Annotated in this window: 15 protein-coding genes; 12 read left to right on the forward strand and 3 right to left on the reverse strand. The window is 36.6% G+C overall.

Annotated elements, in window-relative coordinates; genetic code table 11:
- Positions 1–2: 2 nt before the first annotated feature.
- The 4 genes from NST63_RS02465 to NST63_RS02480 all read left to right on the forward strand — a co-directional run bounded on the left by NST63_RS02465 (position 3) and on the right by NST63_RS02480 (position 2,999).
- Positions 3–329 carry a PadR family transcriptional regulator gene (locus tag NST63_RS02465; RefSeq protein WP_212946335.1) on the forward strand — a complete coding sequence of 109 codons (327 nt, stop codon included), beginning with the start codon at positions 3–5 and terminating at the stop codon, positions 327–329.
- Positions 329–964: a permease prefix domain 1-containing protein gene (locus tag NST63_RS02470; RefSeq protein ID WP_341041184.1), complete on the forward strand. Its 636-nt coding sequence runs from the start codon at positions 329–331 to the stop codon at positions 962–964. The genes NST63_RS02465 and NST63_RS02470 overlap by 1 nt, the downstream gene beginning before the upstream one ends.
- 47 nt (positions 965–1,011) lie before the next feature.
- Positions 1,012–1,494 (forward strand): hypothetical protein, encoded by a 483-nt coding sequence (locus NST63_RS02475; protein WP_212946333.1) that lies wholly within the window; start codon positions 1,012–1,014, stop codon positions 1,492–1,494.
- Positions 1,495–1,784: 290 nt separating this feature from the next.
- Positions 1,785–2,999 carry a coiled-coil domain-containing protein gene (locus NST63_RS02480; RefSeq protein ID WP_212946332.1) on the forward strand — a complete coding sequence of 405 codons (1,215 nt, stop codon included), beginning with the start codon at positions 1,785–1,787 and terminating at the stop codon, positions 2,997–2,999.
- A 284-nt stretch (positions 3,000–3,283) separates the two neighbouring features.
- Here the strand turns inward: NST63_RS02480 and murB are convergent, their stop codons facing one another.
- The 3 genes from murB to NST63_RS02495 all read right to left on the reverse strand — a co-directional run bounded on the left by murB (position 3,284) and on the right by NST63_RS02495 (position 5,416).
- The gene (murB, locus tag NST63_RS02485) at positions 3,284–4,210 is read right to left on the reverse strand and encodes a UDP-N-acetylmuramate dehydrogenase (RefSeq protein ID WP_212946331.1); all 927 of its coding nucleotides are present in this window, start codon (positions 4,208–4,210) and stop codon (positions 3,284–3,286) included.
- Between the two features lie 242 nt (positions 4,211–4,452).
- Positions 4,453–4,695, reverse strand: coding sequence for a hypothetical protein (locus tag NST63_RS02490; protein ID WP_341041185.1), 243 nt, complete (start codon positions 4,693–4,695; stop codon positions 4,453–4,455).
- Positions 4,696–4,801: 106 nt separating this feature from the next.
- Entirely contained in the window at positions 4,802–5,416 is a 615-nt protein-coding gene (locus tag NST63_RS02495) for a DNA alkylation repair protein (protein ID WP_341041186.1), read from the reverse strand.
- Positions 5,417–5,833: 417 nt separating this feature from the next.
- Between NST63_RS02495 and NST63_RS02500 the strand changes: the two genes are divergently transcribed.
- The 8 genes from NST63_RS02500 to lepB all read left to right on the forward strand — a co-directional run bounded on the left by NST63_RS02500 (position 5,834) and on the right by lepB (position 15,230).
- Positions 5,834–6,979, forward strand: coding sequence for an acyl-CoA dehydrogenase family protein (locus tag NST63_RS02500; RefSeq protein ID WP_341041187.1), 1,146 nt, complete (start codon positions 5,834–5,836; stop codon positions 6,977–6,979).
- Between the two features lie 25 nt (positions 6,980–7,004).
- A complete protein-coding gene (locus NST63_RS02505) occupies positions 7,005–8,141 on the forward strand; it encodes a thiolase family protein (protein WP_212946343.1) in 1,137 nt (378 codons plus the stop codon).
- 42 nt (positions 8,142–8,183) lie between these two features.
- A complete protein-coding gene (locus tag NST63_RS02510; RefSeq protein WP_341041188.1) occupies positions 8,184–9,788 on the forward strand; it encodes a fatty acid--CoA ligase in 1,605 nt (534 codons plus the stop codon).
- Between the two features lie 18 nt (positions 9,789–9,806).
- A complete protein-coding gene (locus tag NST63_RS02515) occupies positions 9,807–11,423 on the forward strand; it encodes a long-chain fatty acid--CoA ligase (RefSeq protein ID WP_341041189.1) in 1,617 nt (538 codons plus the stop codon).
- A gap of 1,375 nt (positions 11,424–12,798) precedes the next feature.
- Positions 12,799–13,215, forward strand: a complete 417-nt coding sequence (locus NST63_RS02520; RefSeq protein ID WP_341041190.1) for a hypothetical protein — start codon at positions 12,799–12,801, stop codon at positions 13,213–13,215.
- A gap of 38 nt (positions 13,216–13,253) precedes the next feature.
- Positions 13,254–14,018: a hypothetical protein gene (locus NST63_RS02525; RefSeq protein ID WP_341041191.1), complete on the forward strand. Its 765-nt coding sequence runs from the start codon at positions 13,254–13,256 to the stop codon at positions 14,016–14,018.
- Between the two features lie 94 nt (positions 14,019–14,112).
- A complete protein-coding gene (locus tag NST63_RS02530) occupies positions 14,113–14,694 on the forward strand; it encodes a hypothetical protein (RefSeq protein WP_341041192.1) in 582 nt (193 codons plus the stop codon).
- A gap of 17 nt (positions 14,695–14,711) precedes the next feature.
- Positions 14,712–15,230: a signal peptidase I gene (lepB, locus tag NST63_RS02535; RefSeq protein ID WP_251345580.1), complete on the forward strand. Its 519-nt coding sequence runs from the start codon at positions 14,712–14,714 to the stop codon at positions 15,228–15,230.
- The last annotated feature ends 143 nt before the right edge of the window (positions 15,231–15,373 follow it).

Genomic DNA, 15,373 nt, shown 5'->3' on the forward strand with positions numbered 1-15,373 from the left:
ATTTGTTTAATCGAGAATTGGTCAAAGGAAGTACTTCTCTTCTTTTACTTCACTTATTGAATGAACATGATATGTATGGCTATCAATTAGCGAGAGAAATGGAACGTAGAAGTGAAGAGGCTCTTCATGTAAAGGAAGGGACCCTATATCCTGCATTAAAAAAATTAGAGGAAAAGGGATATATTGATTCTTATTGGGTCGAGCAAGAAAAAGGTCCTGCACGTAAATATTACCGTATTACAGGAGATGGGAAAGTAGTATTGCTACAAAAGTCAAAAGAATGGAATCGTTTTGTTGGAGTTATTTCTAAAATGCTAGGTGAATCATAATGTTAGATCAAAAGGCTGTATATCTAAAAAAACTGAAACAATCACTAGGCAATCATCCCGAAAAAGATTTGATTTGCCGTGAAATTTCATCACATATTGCTGAAGGCATACGGGAAAGAATGCTTTATGGAATAAGTGAAAAAGAAGCTCTTGATACGATTTTAAGTGACTTAGGTGACCCAACTGAACTTGGACAGAACTATCATTTACCAGTAGAAGGTCAAAATAAAACAACTATGGCAATTCTATTAAATTGGTGTTTCTTCATCGGCGGAATATTATTAACAATAATGAATCAAATGTTTCATTTTCCGGGTCTGCATCAAGCTTGGATTGTATTAGAGCGAATATCTCAATATATTCTTTTACTTTATTCCGTTTACTGGTTTTTCTTAGGCTTCACTATTGGAAAAGTTTATGGTCCAAAAGGGAAAAAATGTATTAGTCAAATTGTAATGCGAGCATTAATTCCCAATCTGTTATTAATGATTCTTGTACTGAGTAATATGATTCCCAAAGAGTTTTATTCACCACTTCTAGATCCAATATTTATTATTCTTTGTATGATTGCCACAATACTTTTTTATTCGATCAGTAGAGTAGCTTTTAACTATGGGATCGTTCACGGTCTTTAATTTTTTATACATATACATAGAAATTCTATGTATTGGGAGGAGAGAGAATGTCTCTAACATCTTTATCGTTTATTGCACTCATTTTAGCCTTTTTTGGACTGAAATTTACAAGAATAGATGGAAAGATAAATTTTGTATTTAAGTATTTTTGGTCTGCTGGTAGTGCATTGTTAGGTATAAATATACTTTTACTTGGAATGACAATTTTAGGAGTAGTCTTGTTTCCCATTTCAACCCCTTTTTTTATTGTGTTATCACCAGTAATTAGTGTAATTTCTTGGAATTGTATTAGGATATGCTTTAGAAAACCATTTGTAGAACGATTGTATGCCTTTTTTATAGGGCATTCTATTTACTTCATTCTTTTACTATATTTTATTTATGGTTTTTTTACCCTTGAACCTTCCTATCCAGGAGAAGATATGTTTATGTCTGGGCTTGGTTATCTGATTGGTGTGATTATTAGTTTTTTTGCAATCATTCTTGGATTCATTACATTTTTATTGCCCTATAAAAATATTAATCATTAGGGTACTCATTTATTCATTCCACTTTCGACAAATTTCCTATTTTCTACTATAATAAATAATTTTCTTTCGATGATGATTTTAAGTTAATTTAATTGAATTATATTGTAGTAATAGAATTGAAATATAATTGTAATATGAAAAACCCCCATTTTAACATAGTTTGATGCTATAATAGCCTTTGTGAAAAAGACAGTTAATTCTTATTTTTACATAATAATAGACGATAAGATCTTAAATATATATCTACAGAATGCAACAGGAATCGACTATGAATCGGGGGAATATAGAAAATGAAGAGAAGATTACTTTCACTTAGTTTAGCGTCTGTAATTGGGACGAGCGGATTATTTACTACCCATAGCGTGTTTGCAGCCGAGAATTTAAATCAAAAAATTAATAATAAACAACAAGAAATTTCAGAACTTCAAATGAATGAAAAGAGTTTAAAAGCGACAGTAGCTGAAATTAACGCAAAAGTTGAAAATACAAATGAAAAAATGAAACAAACTAAGGCAGAAATAGCTACTACGAAACAAGAATCAGAAGAGTTAAAAGTAAAAATTGCAAAAACAAAAAAGAGAATTGAAGAACGTAATGAACTACTAGAAAAACGTGCGCGTGCAATGCAAGAGAATGGTGGCTCAAGCTATCTAGATGTGCTTTTGGGTGCAGAAAGCTTTGGAGATTTCATTGATCGGGCAATGGCGGTAACAACGATTGTCAATGCAGATCAGGATATAGTAAATGAACAGAAAAAAGACAAGGAATCACTAGAAAAAGCTGAAGCAGATCTTTCAAATAAACTTGCAAAAGTTGAGAAGGATTTAAAAGAACTAGAAGATATGAAGGTAGCATTACAGTATCAAATTAATGATAAAAATAGTATTCTAGCAAAAATTAAGGAAGAACAAAAAGTTGCCTCAAATGAACTTGGAGAGTTAAAGGGGCAAGCAGCAAAAATTGCAGAGCAAGAACGAGCTGCTGCAAAAGCTGCACAAGCTGCTAAAGCAGCACAGGAACAAGCAAGAGTTACTACATCTTCAGATAATTCTAGTTATAGTGCACCACCTCAATCAAATAATGTAACTATCAATATAGGCTCTGGTGGAATCGAAACAGCTATTAGTGTTGGATCATCCATAGTTGGGCGTTCTCCATATAATTGGGGTGGTGGACGTTCTGCGAGTGATATTGCAAACCGTTCTTTTGATTGCTCATCATTCGTACGTTGGGCATATGCAGAAGCAGGAGTGAATTTAGGACCTATTTCAGGCACAACAACTGATTCATTAGTAGTTCAAGGTAGGGCAGTTAGTGCCTCAGAGATGAAACGTGGAGACTTAGTATTTTTTGATACGTATAAGAGAAATGGGCATGTAGGAATTTATTTAGGGAACGGAACCTTCTTAAATGATAACAGCTCACACGGGGTATCAATTGACTCTATGAGTAATTCTTACTGGAGATCAACATTTAAAGGTGTCGTTAGACGCGTAGTTGAATAATAAATAAAGGCTGTATTCGTATAGTTTGTTGCTTTTGTAAAAGTCCAACTGTCGGCTTTTACACTTAATAAAGATTAGCAACAATGTTTGAGAAAAGAGCCTAATAAAAACACTCTATCATTAGAGTGTTTTTATTTATAGATATTTTTAACCCCTTTTCTACCCAAAAGAAGAATCTTCATTTTTTCATGTTACAAGTTATATTCGATATCTATATGATAAGAAGCTTGAAAAAGGGGTTGTCTATTAAGGGTTAGACCCTCTAATAGACAACCCCTCACTCATTATTTCTTTTCTAGATCTTCTCCAATAATCTTTACTTCTCTTTCTAACGCAACATTGAACTTTTCCAACACTGTTTTTTGAACATGCTTGATTAACGAAATATACTCTTCTGCCGTAGCATTATCTTTATTCACAATGAATCCTGCGTGCTTCGTCGATACTTCAGCTCCACCCAATCGAGTACCTTGGAGCCCGCTGTCTTGAATCAGCTTTCCTGCAAAGTAACCAGGCGGTCTTTTAAATACACTACCACAGGAAGGATATTCTAATGGTTGTTTTGATTCTCTTTTGAATGTAAGATCATCCATTACCGCTTTAATTTCATCATAGTTTCCAGGTTTTAAATTAAATGTTGCCTCAAGAACGATATCACCCTTTTCTGGGATATTACTCGTCCGATAACTTAGCTCCAAATCTGCTGCTGTTCTCTTAACGACAGCACCATTTTTATCAACAACAATTGCATAATCGAGGACATCTTTAATTTCTCCTCCATAGGCACCTGCATTCATGTACAATGCTCCACCAACTGTTCCTGGGATCCCACATGCGAATTCTAATCCGGATAAATGCTCTTTTAACGCATATCTAGAAGCATCAATAATGGCAGCCCCACTTTGTGCCACAAGCTGATTTCCATTTGTTGATATGCGATTGAAGTTTTTAAGCAAGATGACAATGCCTCGAATACCGCCATCCTTTACAATAAGATTGGAACCATTCCCTAATAAGGTAAAAGGGATGTTTTCTAACTTGGCAAACTTGACCACCGCTTGTACTTCTTCATAAGTAGATGGTGTTAAGAAAATATCGGCCTTGCCACCTAGTCTTGTATAAGTATGGTTTTTTAGGATTTCATTTATTTTAATATTTCTCTCATCAATGATTGAAGTTAATTTATTATAAATATTCGTATAATCAGTCATTCATATCATTCCTTTTACATAGATAATGCCAATGGGCATCCCATTCTAGATGCTGAATTTGTCTTTACAAAAAATATGCGACTTTTTTGAGATTATGCGCAAAATTGTTAAGTAGAAAAGTTTTAGACAATAATCTAATGATAGTAATAAAATGCTTAATTATCAACTGGAAAAAGGACTATTTAATGAACGCTGACAAAGTATTTAATGTTAAAAGGGAAATGAGTTAATATTATCCTTCTCTATTTCCGGTTCTTTCCAAGTAAATAACCGAAATAGAAAATAACTATATAGCTAAGTAGCAACCAAATGAGGATGGGATTTTTCTTGAAAATTTTAGATATTTCATTACTGATTTGAAGGAGATGCTTTCCTAAGGTTCCTTCGATATGAAGTCGATAAAGATAAACGAAAAAAATGGCGATGAAGATTAAGAATATAACCCAGAAAATCCGAAAAAGTGAAACACCTTTTTTTGTCTTCAATCGTGCACCCCCAATTTTCAATGGCTCTTTTTTTGTTGCTAATTAGAAAAGAACTGCAGACTATAAAGCTAGATTTTTGGTGTAAAAGGCGGCGGTAGGTAACCATCTACTTTAGATTATTTTTTGATTTGATCCATTTTAATGATTCTCTTTTACTAAGAGGGGCAAGATCGGTGGATTCAACGAACTGAATGACCTTTTCAGAGTCGACTTTTGAATATTCCCTTAGTGCCCAGCCAATCGCTTTTTGGATGAAGAATTCTTTAGAATCCTTTAAAAATAAAATGCTATTAAAAAGGATAGATAGATTAGTGTTAGTTTTATATTTTAATTGAAATAGTAAGATGCTCCTTTGCAACCAGATGTCATTCGATTCCAACCACTTTTCTGTTGTTGGGTGAATGTGCTGTGGGTATGTTTTCATATAATGTCCTAAAATATTCGTTGCAATTGAGTCAACAGAATCCCACCAAGATTTATGGGTAATACAATATTGAATAAGAGTTAAATCCTCTTCTCTCAACCATTTTTTATAGTGATTTAAAAACAATATGGCGATCATTTGATATTCTCTTTCTTCCTTTACCCATAAATAAGTAATTAAATCCTTTAATTCATTCTGTTGGATTGAATAATATGAAATAAAGTTTTTGAAAACTTCTTTTACAAGAGGTGCGCGTAACCCGAAAAACTTGAAATTATTTTTCATATATTTTTGCATTAGGCTCTTTTCTCAACCATTGTTTCTATTTAGTTAAAGTTTTAACAAATAAATATAGGTTGAAGACCCTTAATACCCTTCAATTCACTGAGAAAAGAGCTGCAATCTTCATAAGAATCGATGAATCTTTATTAGGTGTAAAAGCCGGCAGTAGGGCTTTTACAAAAGCAACAAACTAAAAGAAAGCATCCTTCTATTAGAATGGCTTCGTTTTTATTCGCTCGTTCCTGCAAATCATCTTCTATCTTTTTGATAGGTAACATCATTCATCACCTCTAACATATTCGTTTTACATTCATCATACAACTTTTTAATAGAGTATAAAATATTTTTTAGTTTTTAAGTCAAAATATTCTAATAATTATCTGTGATATCAGTTACAATAGAGGAAAGCGTGTATAAGGGGGATTGTTTCTCATGCAACATCCTTATATTAAGGAGGAACATGAAATATTTCGTCGCACATTGCAAAAATTTCTTGCAAAAGAATGTCTTCCTTTTTATGAAAAGTGGGAAGAAGATCAAATGATTCCACGATCCTTCTGGTTGAAAATGGGGGAGCAAGGATATCTTTGTCCCGATATAGACATAGCCTATGGAGGAAGTGGGGTTGATTGGGGATTTTCAGTTATCATTAATGAGGAATTAGAAAGGGTAGGCTCCAGTCTTATCGGAATTGGATTACATAATGATATTGTGATTCCGTATATTTCAACTTATGGAACAGAAGAACAAAAGCAACGATGGCTTCCTTTGTGTGCAAAAGGAGAACTGATTACAGCTATTGCAATGACAGAGCCCGGAGCAGGCTCAGATTTGGCTAATATCCAAACAACCGCAAGACTAGATGGGGATCATTATATCGTAAATGGGCAAAAAACATTTATTACGAATGGAATTCATGCAGATCTTGTAATAGTGGCATGTAAAACGAATCCGCAGGCTGTTCCAAAACATAAAGGGATAAGCTTGCTTGCTATTGAACGTGGAACATCTGGTTTTTCGAGAGGAAGAAAGTTAAATAAAGTAGGGTTACATTCTCAAGATACGGCAGAGTTAATCTTTGAAGAGTGCCGGGTTCCTAAGGAGAATTTGATTGGAATTGAAGGAGAAGGATTTACGTATATGATGGAAAAGCTGCAGCAGGAACGACTAATAGTTGCAATTGCTGCACAGATTTCGGCAGAGAGGATGCTGGAATTAACCATTGATTATGTAAAATCGCGTAAGGCATTTGGAAAGTCGATTGGCCAGTTCCAACATAACCAGTTTAAGCTTGTCGAAATGGCTACTGATATTGAAATGGGGAGAACCTTTTTAGATCAATTAATAGCTGAACATATTGAAGGGGCAGACGTCGTTACAAAAGTTTCAATGGCGAAATGGAAGTTGACGGAAATGGCTAGAAATATAGCTACCCAATGTATGCAATTACATGGTGGATATGGCTATATGGAAGAATATGAGATTGCAAGGAGATATCGTGATATTCCAGTTGCCAGTATTTATGCTGGAACAAATGAAATTATGAAAGCGATTATTGCAAAAAAACTAGGATTATAGTTAGTCAGTGGAAAGGAAGATGAAGATGAGAGAAGTTGTCATTGTCGAAGGACTACGAACCCCCATCGGAAGAAAAAATGGTGATTTGAAAAATATACGTCCAGATGATTTAGCTGCAGACGTCCTGAAAGCACTTGTCGATCGTAGTGGTATCGACCCTGGGATGATAGATGATGTAATTTTAGGTTGTGTCACGCAATCAGGTGAACAGGCAGGTGACATTGCAAGGGTGGCAGCATTAATTGCAGGTTATCCAATAGACGTACCTGGTACAACGATTGATCGTCAGTGCGGTTCGAGTCAACAGGCAGTTCATTTTGCAGCACAAGCTATTCTATCAGGGGATATGGATATTGTGATTGCTGGCGGTGTCGAAAGCATGTCGAGAGTTCCAATTGCTTCAAATTTCCAAGGAGCTAGTTTTAGTGCAAGATTAACAGATCGTTATGAAATGATTCACCAAGGATTGTCTGCAGAGCGAATTGCTGAAAACTATCAATTCACGAGAGAGGAATTGGACCGTTTTTCGTATGAGAGTCACCAAAAGGCTTTAAAGGCCCAAGCAGAAGGATATTTTCAACGGGAGATCATCCCAATTAGCAATGGTGATACAAAGATATATAATGATTCAGGTCCTAGAAAGGAAACATCGATCGAGGCATTAAATTCATTAAAAGCCTCCTTTAAAGAAGATGGCATTATCCATGCAGGAAATGCAAGTCAAATAAGTGATGGTGCAGCAGCACTCCTACTAATGTCCAGAGAAAAGGCTGAAGATCTCGGAATGGTCCCTCGTTTTAAAGTTCATACCCGTGTTGTCGTTGGATCTGACCCTACACTTATGCTAACGGGACCGATTCCCGCCACAGAAAAAGTGTTAAAAAAGGCGGGACTTACAATTAAAGAGATTGATGTTTTTGAGGTGAATGAAGCATTTGCCCCTATTCCATTAGCCTGGTTAAAGGAAACGGGTGCTGATCCCAAGAAGCTTAATCCAAATGGAGGAGCAATCGCTCTTGGCCATCCTTTAGGTGCAAGTGGGGCGAGGCTAATGGTAACAATGATGCATGAGCTTGAAAGAACAGGTGGGCGTTATGGTTTACAGACGATGTGTGAAGGCTATGGAATGGCAAATGCAACCATTATTGAAAGGCTAGGGTAATTTAATTAAAATGAAAAATTCATTTAGGCTGGGGGTTCGTATATGTCCACAACAATTGGTAAACTATTCGATTTAACGGTTAAAAAGTTTCCTAATAAGGAAGCAATATATGATGTTAGACGAAATAGGAGATTTACTTATAAAGAATGGGATGAACAGGTGAACCGTTTAGCAAATGCTCTGAAAGGGGAAGGAGTACGAAAAGGAGATCGAGTCTCTACCTATCTGTTTAATAATGAGGAATTAGCAACTGCTATTTTTGCTTGTGCTAAAATCGGAGCGATTTTGAACCCGATAAATTTCAGATTAATGTCGGAGGAGCTCGCGTATATTTTAGATGATGCAAAGCCTAAAGTTGTCCTTTTTGAACAGATGCTAGCATCTACAATTGCCTCAATTGAACAGCGCTATCCACAAATTTCGTTTTGGTTTATTGATGATCAAACACCATCCTATGCAGCCAATTATCAACATAAGCTCCAAGAAGCTTCAAGTGTTCTAGAAGAAATCGCAAACGAAGAAAATGATGATTATGCCATAATGTATACGAGTGGTACAACTGGACGCCCGAAAGGAGTTATACATCGTCATCGTGAGGTGATCGAACAAAGCCTTATTGTCATTAGTGCAATGAAGCTCCATACAAATGATCACGGACTTGTTACTGCCCCAATGTTTCATTGTGCTGAGTTACATTGTGCACTAATACCGCGAATTCATGTTGGAGCTAAAAATACGATTTTACACCAATTTAACGCAAAGCAAATTCTATCATTAATTGAGCAGGAAAGAATCACGAAATTCTTTGCTGCACCAACAATGTGGAATATGCTCCTACAGGAAGACCTAGAATCATATAATCTTGACAGCCTAGTACTTGGTCTGTATGGTGCGGCGCCAATGGCTCCAGCTTTAGTCCGTGCTTGCCAGCAACAGTTAGGTATTGCTCTTGTTCAAGCATATGGGATGACAGAAATGGGTCCTGCTATATCCTTTCTTTTAGAAGATGACCAAATGATAAAAGCTGGATCTGCAGGTCAAGCCTGTTTAAATCATGAAATCCGGATTGCTAAGCCACGCGAAGATAGTCCTTCAGACCCGGATGATCTCGTTCCGATTGGGGAAGAAGGAGAAATTATTGTCCAAGGTCCTTGTATGATGAGTGGTTATTTTGAAAACGAAGAAGCAACAGAGAGGGCGATGTATAAAGGCTGGTACCATTCAGGAGATATCGGTTATATCGATGAGGATGGTTATCTTTGGGTAAAGGACCGTGTGGATGACATGATTATTAGTGGAGGAGAGAACATTTTTCCAAGAGAAATTGAAGATGTTCTTTATGAACACAAAGGCGTGTTAGATATAGCAGTAATTGGTCAGCCAGATGAGCATTGGGGTGAAAGGGTTATCGCTTTCGTCGTAAAAAAGGATCCAGCAGTAACAGAAATGGAACTAGATGAATGGTGTAAGAACAGTGAGCATCTTGCCAATTATAAGCGCCCGAGGACATATATCTTCTGTGATATGTTACCTAGAAATGCAAGTGGTAAGATACAAAAGTTTCTATTGAGAGAAAGATTAAGAAATTTTGACACCCTAAGGAATGATACAGAGAATCAAATAGGTGATTTAAAAAATTTATCATAGATAAAGGGGATATGTGTCATGATGCAGGTACCATTAACAGTTGGTTCTTTATTAGAAAGGGCTGAAAAGTTCTTTCCGAAAAAGGAAATCGTTTCAAGAACATTGTCTGGAATAAGCCGTTTTACGTACAAGGAAATCGGACAAAGAACACGTAAGCTTGCATGTGCACTAGAAAGACTTGGTATTCAAAAAGGGGATAGAGTAGGAACATTAGCTTGGAATCACCATCGCCATCTTGAAATATACTTTGCTGCTCCAGGAATAGGAGCCGTTTTACACACCATTAATCTTCGATTATCTCCAGAACATATTTCTTATATTATTAACCATGCAGAGGATCAAGTACTATTTGTTGACGAAGATATCTTGCCACTTGTTGAAGCAGTAAAAGATCATCTGAAAACCGTAAAAGCATTTATTATTATGACAGATAAGGACAAATTGCCTTCAACTACATTGGAGCCTGTCTATTCGTATGAAAGACTAATAGAAGCGGGGGACCCTACACACTCCTTCATTCAAAACATTGATGAAAATGACCCTGCTGGAATGTGCTATACATCAGCAACAACGGGAAACCCAAAGGGAGTTGTATACTCTCATAGAGGCATTGTTCTCCATAGCTTTGCATTAGGATTAGCAGATACAACTGCCTTATCTGAAAAGGATACATCAATGGCCGTTGTTCCTATGTTTCATGTAAATGCTTGGGGTCTACCTTTTGCAGCTACATGGTTTGGAGCAAAGCAAGTATTCCCGGGTCCAATGTTCACACCTAAGCTGCTTGCCCAATTTATTCAAGAGGAAAAGGTTACGGTGACAGCGGGAGTACCTACAATTTGGTTGGGATTATTAAAGGAATTAGAGCAAGGAAACTATGATACATCTTCATTAAGAGGAGTTCTTTGTGGAGGCTCAGCTGCACCAAAGGCGATGATCCAGGCCTTTGAGCAAAAATATAATATCCCTTTCCTACATGCCTATGGGATGACCGAAACAACACCGCTTGCGACCATTTCAACATTAAAAAGCTATCAAAAGGACCTAGAGCAAGAGGAGATATTAACCATTCGCTCTAAACAAGGCTTACTAGTACCTGGATTAGATATGAAAGTCATTGCAGGTGACAATGAGGTTCAATGGAATGGAAAAGAAATGGGAGAACTACTTGTTAGAGGCCCTTGGATTGCGAATGAATATTATAAGGATGATCGTACGAGTGAAGCGTTTAAGGATGGATGGCTCTATACCGGTGACGTAGCAACCGTGGATGAAGAGGGAAATATTAAACTTGTTGATCGTACGAAGGATTTAGTGAAAAGTGGTGGGGAATGGATATCGTCTGTTGATTTAGAAAATGCATTAATGGCACATGAGGCTGTATTTGAGGCAACGGTTGTTGGAGTTCCCCACCCGCGATGGCAGGAGCGTCCAGTTGCATGTATTGTTTTGAAGGATGCCTTTAAGGAAAAGGTGAATAAACAGGAATTACTTGATTTTATTGCACCACAATTCGCTAAATGGTGGTTGCCCGATGAAATTATTTTTATGGATGATATTCCAAAGACATCCGTAGGAAAATTTCTTAAACGTGAACTAAGATCAAGGCTAAAAGACTATTTTGTAGAAGCTTAATAGTTTATTACAAAAGCTTTTTCTATGTCATATGCTTCATAAATAAAAGCGAACCAATAGAAAAGAACTTGGTGGTAGGTATTCCTAGCAATGCAGAATTAGAAAAGCTTCACTAAAAGAGTATTTGGGGATAATTTTTTTGGTAACTGTATTTTTAGTAAAAATGATTAAAATGTAAGTAGATTCTAAGTATATGAGGTGTCTGATATATTACTTTTCAGACACTCTTTTTTTTGGAAGATTGTTTTCGCAAGTTTGTTGCTTTTGTCGAAGCCCAACTGTAAGTTTTGTTTTACACCCAGTAAAGATTCATAGCGGTCTTATGGAATTTTCAGCTCTTTTCTTGTGAAATGAAAGGAGACTAGCTATTATGAATCGGTATTTTCTATCTTTACGGTAATCAAACGCTCTCATTAGTTACCGAACGCGCGCAATTTTCTTCATCCCGGTAATCAAACGCTCTTATTAGTTACTGATCCACCGTAAATTTCTCCATCCGGTTAACCCATCCCTCTCAATAGTTACCGAACGCGCGCAAATACGTCCATCCGGGTAACCAAACCCTCCCAAAAGTTACCGAACGCGCGCAATATCGTCCATCCGGGTAACCAATCCCTCTCAATGGTTACCGAACGCGCGCAAATACGTCCATCCGGGTAACCAAACCCTCCCATTGGTTACCGAACGCCCGCAATATCGTCCATCCGGGTAACCAAACCCTCTCAATGGTTACCGAACGCCCGCAATATTGTCCATCCCGGTAATCAAACGCTCTCATTAGTTACCGTGCCCCCGTAAATTTCTCCATCCGGGTAACCAAACCCTCTCAATAGTTACCGAACGCGCGCAATATCGTCCATCCGGGTAACCAATCCCTCTCAATAGTTACCGAACGCGCGCAATATTGTCCATCCCGGTAATCAAACGCTCTTATTAGTTACTGATCCCCCGTAAATTTCTCCATCCGGGTGACCAAACCCTCCCTTAGTTTACCGTGCCTAGGTGATTTCCTCCTGTTCCTTGTAAAGAACGAAACAAGATATCCCTTTTCTATGTATTTTTTAGTAGAAAAGTATTGAGCTATATAGAAATGATGCGACTAAGCGAAAATAAACCAAAATACCTATAATTTAATTGAAAATTTAGTAAAATTAGGTGTTTCGTACTGTTTCTTTAAGTAGAGATAAAAAATATAATTATATCAAATGTTCTTAATAATGGACATGGCAATAAAAAGCGTAGGTGCCTTGGTAGTCTGAAAACCAAACTTTACCTTCATTTTAGGGGAGTTCATTGATCCTGAGGGGCAGGCGCTAGAAGCTAAAAAACGTATACTCAAAGTAAAAGAAGGGGGCGGTAAACAATTAAACGGACAATGGTCATACTTTTTATCATCTTTTCACTCATCAGTGCTGGGACAACCTATGCATTATTGGATCCGAGCGGCAACTATTTAAAAGGATCTAACTCCAACTTACAAGTAACTACTAGCGAGACTCCAACAAATGAAATAGAAACCTCCATAGAACAATTCAAAAAAGATATAAAAGCAGTAAATTCAAAATCAGAGAAGGACATAGGTGATTATGAATCCAATAGCCTAGTTGATGTACTAAATAATATAACATTGTATCAAAGAAACCGTCTTAGCCAAGTTCAGTTATTTTCCGAAGAAGCTAAATATCAACAACTAGATAGAATAATAGTTTATACGGAACAAAAGAAACAATTTGAAAGCGAGCAAATCGTAAAGGACCTAACAGATATATTAACTGACTTAACAAAGGAGTAAGTCTAATCCTACTTTTTAAAAAGGGAGCTAATGAGTGGATGAAATCAGTTAAAGGGAAAATTGTTACCGGAGTCATTGCATTAGGATTAATATCAGGAATAGGTGCTGTATTTGCCAATACAGATGCAGGTGCAAGATTGCAAGCTTGGTATAAGGCACAATTTGATAAATCAGCAAAGGTTATTGCAGATGATACAAAGGCATATGCAAAATCAAAAGCACCGGGTCTGAAAGAAGAATATAACAATCTAAAGGATGAAAAAGGTGAGCAAATTTCTGATGCAAAGGATATGCAAACATCAATGGCTGATGATGCCATCAAGAATGCAAAGAATAGCCATATTAGAAATTTAAATAATCAAAAGGAAAAAATTCTCAACGAAATGGGCGCTGCTTTTGACGACATCGTTTCTGATGCTCAGACAGAAATTAATAGTGCAGGAGACAGAGCATATGCTCTAGCAACAAGTGATTTAGGAAAATATACAGATGCGGAGGGCAAGAAGGCGCTCACTAATATGACGACACAGTTGACAGCTTCAAAGGATAAAGCAGTTAATGAATTAAGAGAGGCCATTGATTTGGCAAAGCTGGAAATACAAAAGCAGCTTGACTATCAAACAGAAGCCTCTACAACAGAGATAAAGGCAGCAATAGATGCCAAAATTGTGCAGTTAAGAGGGCTAATTAATCAAAAAGCAGATGAATTATTATCTCAGCAAAAACAAATCATTGCCGCAAAAGCTACAGAACTTGAGCAGATAGCTAAAAATGAATTAGATTCAGTGATTAGTGGAATCTAAATCAATATTCTAATATAAGGAAAATAATAGTGGGTGGACATGTGATCAGAGTTCCATTTTGGAGCTCTGATTTGATTGAAGTGGAGGGAAGTAAATGGATAGTAAAAAGGGAAGTAGCTTAAAACAAAGGAAGCATAATAAATATAGGCTTCTAGTTGGAATTCTTTTTTTAAGTATAACAATAGGTAGTAGCATTGGTTTTGTTTATGCTGATGAAGACATTCATGGTTTATTATCCAGATGGTTTGACAAGAAAGGGAGCGAATCGATTCTCACGATTGAGCAGGCTATTATGACAGAAAAAGATAGGCAGAAGATGCGGTTAAAAGAAGAATTGCAACTAGAATTAAAGCGATCCGAGGATGATCTTATCTCATTTACGGAACAAGAAAGAATGAATCGTATCAATGAGCTGAAAGAGTATACTAACCACCTCATTGCTAACTTACATATTGATAATGAAGCAGAAAAACAGCAAATGAGTGAAAAACTACTATTCATTATGAATGAAGCAATCAATGAGATGGAGAAAACAATACCGAAAAAAGAGGAGATGTCTCCAAAAGAGCCCGATGAAAATAATGAAGCGGAAAATGATGAAAAAGACAAATCCGAGGGAGAAACCAATCAGGAAGATAATGGTGCAAATGAAAGCGAGGATGTAGAGCAAAAATAGAGCTGGAGGCCTGTTTAATGAGTAATGAAAAAATACTTCATTCTGAAATTGATATAAAGGATGTTCCTCGAACTGTGAAAAGAGAGTGGATTAGCTGGATACGATTTGTACTTATCATTGTAATATTATATGGAGCTATACATTATACGATCGGTATAAAAATTGTCAGTGGGGATTCAATGAATCCTACGATTCAGGATCGAGATATAGTTGTTGTAAGTAAGCTTTTCTTTACTCCAGAAAGAGGAGATATAATTGTAGTAAAAGACCCAGAGGGGTTTGACATTGTCAAAAGAGTGATTGGTCTCCCAAATGATCATGTTCGAATTAAGGATGGTATTGTTTATATTAATCAGCAAGTATTGGATGAGCCATACATAATCGGTCAGTCGATGGATATCGATGAAGTGGTCGTCGGCACTGACAGTTATTTTATTATGGGTGACAATCGAACCCCGGGTGAAAGCCTTGATAGCCGTGATCCGAGCATTGGTACGATATCAAAGGAACAAATAGTTGGCGAAAAATTATTTTAATCATAAGTTGTTTTCGTATAGTCTATAAAAGCCCTACTGCCTGCTTTTACAGCTAATAAAGATTCAATGATACTTGTGAAGCTAGATGCTCTTTTATCGGTGAATTGATGTGGGAAATTTTCAACTTATATACTAGTTAAAAT

This window comes from Heyndrickxia sp. FSL W8-0496 (assembly GCF_038007825.1).
Taxonomy (GTDB): domain Bacteria; phylum Bacillota; class Bacilli; order Bacillales; family Bacillaceae_C; genus Heyndrickxia; species Heyndrickxia oleronia.

What these genes read in the sequence shown, in the direction of transcription:
- NST63_RS02470 (WP_341041184.1), top strand. Translation starts at nt 329, where the DNA reads ATGTTAGATCAAAAGGCTGTATATCTAAAAAAACTGAAACAATCACTA.
- NST63_RS02475 (WP_212946333.1), top strand. Translation starts at nt 1,012, where the DNA reads ATGTCTCTAACATCTTTATCGTTTATTGCACTCATTTTAGCCTTTTTT.
- NST63_RS02480 (WP_212946332.1), top strand. Translation starts at nt 1,785, where the DNA reads ATGAAGAGAAGATTACTTTCACTTAGTTTAGCGTCTGTAATTGGGACG.
- murB (WP_212946331.1), bottom strand. Translation starts at nt 4,210, where the DNA reads ATGACTGATTATACGAATATTTATAATAAATTAACTTCAATCATTGAT.
- NST63_RS02495 (WP_341041186.1), bottom strand. Translation starts at nt 5,416, where the DNA reads ATGCAAAAATATATGAAAAATAATTTCAAGTTTTTCGGGTTACGCGCA.
- NST63_RS02500 (WP_341041187.1), top strand. Translation starts at nt 5,834, where the DNA reads ATGCAACATCCTTATATTAAGGAGGAACATGAAATATTTCGTCGCACA.
- NST63_RS02505 (WP_212946343.1), top strand. Translation starts at nt 7,005, where the DNA reads ATGAGAGAAGTTGTCATTGTCGAAGGACTACGAACCCCCATCGGAAGA.
- NST63_RS02510 (WP_341041188.1), top strand. Translation starts at nt 8,184, where the DNA reads ATGTCCACAACAATTGGTAAACTATTCGATTTAACGGTTAAAAAGTTT.
- NST63_RS02515 (WP_341041189.1), top strand. Translation starts at nt 9,807, where the DNA reads ATGATGCAGGTACCATTAACAGTTGGTTCTTTATTAGAAAGGGCTGAA.
- NST63_RS02520 (WP_341041190.1), top strand. Translation starts at nt 12,799, where the DNA reads ATGGTCATACTTTTTATCATCTTTTCACTCATCAGTGCTGGGACAACC.
- NST63_RS02525 (WP_341041191.1), top strand. Translation starts at nt 13,254, where the DNA reads ATGAAATCAGTTAAAGGGAAAATTGTTACCGGAGTCATTGCATTAGGA.
- NST63_RS02530 (WP_341041192.1), top strand. Translation starts at nt 14,113, where the DNA reads ATGGATAGTAAAAAGGGAAGTAGCTTAAAACAAAGGAAGCATAATAAA.
- lepB (WP_251345580.1), top strand. Translation starts at nt 14,712, where the DNA reads ATGAGTAATGAAAAAATACTTCATTCTGAAATTGATATAAAGGATGTT.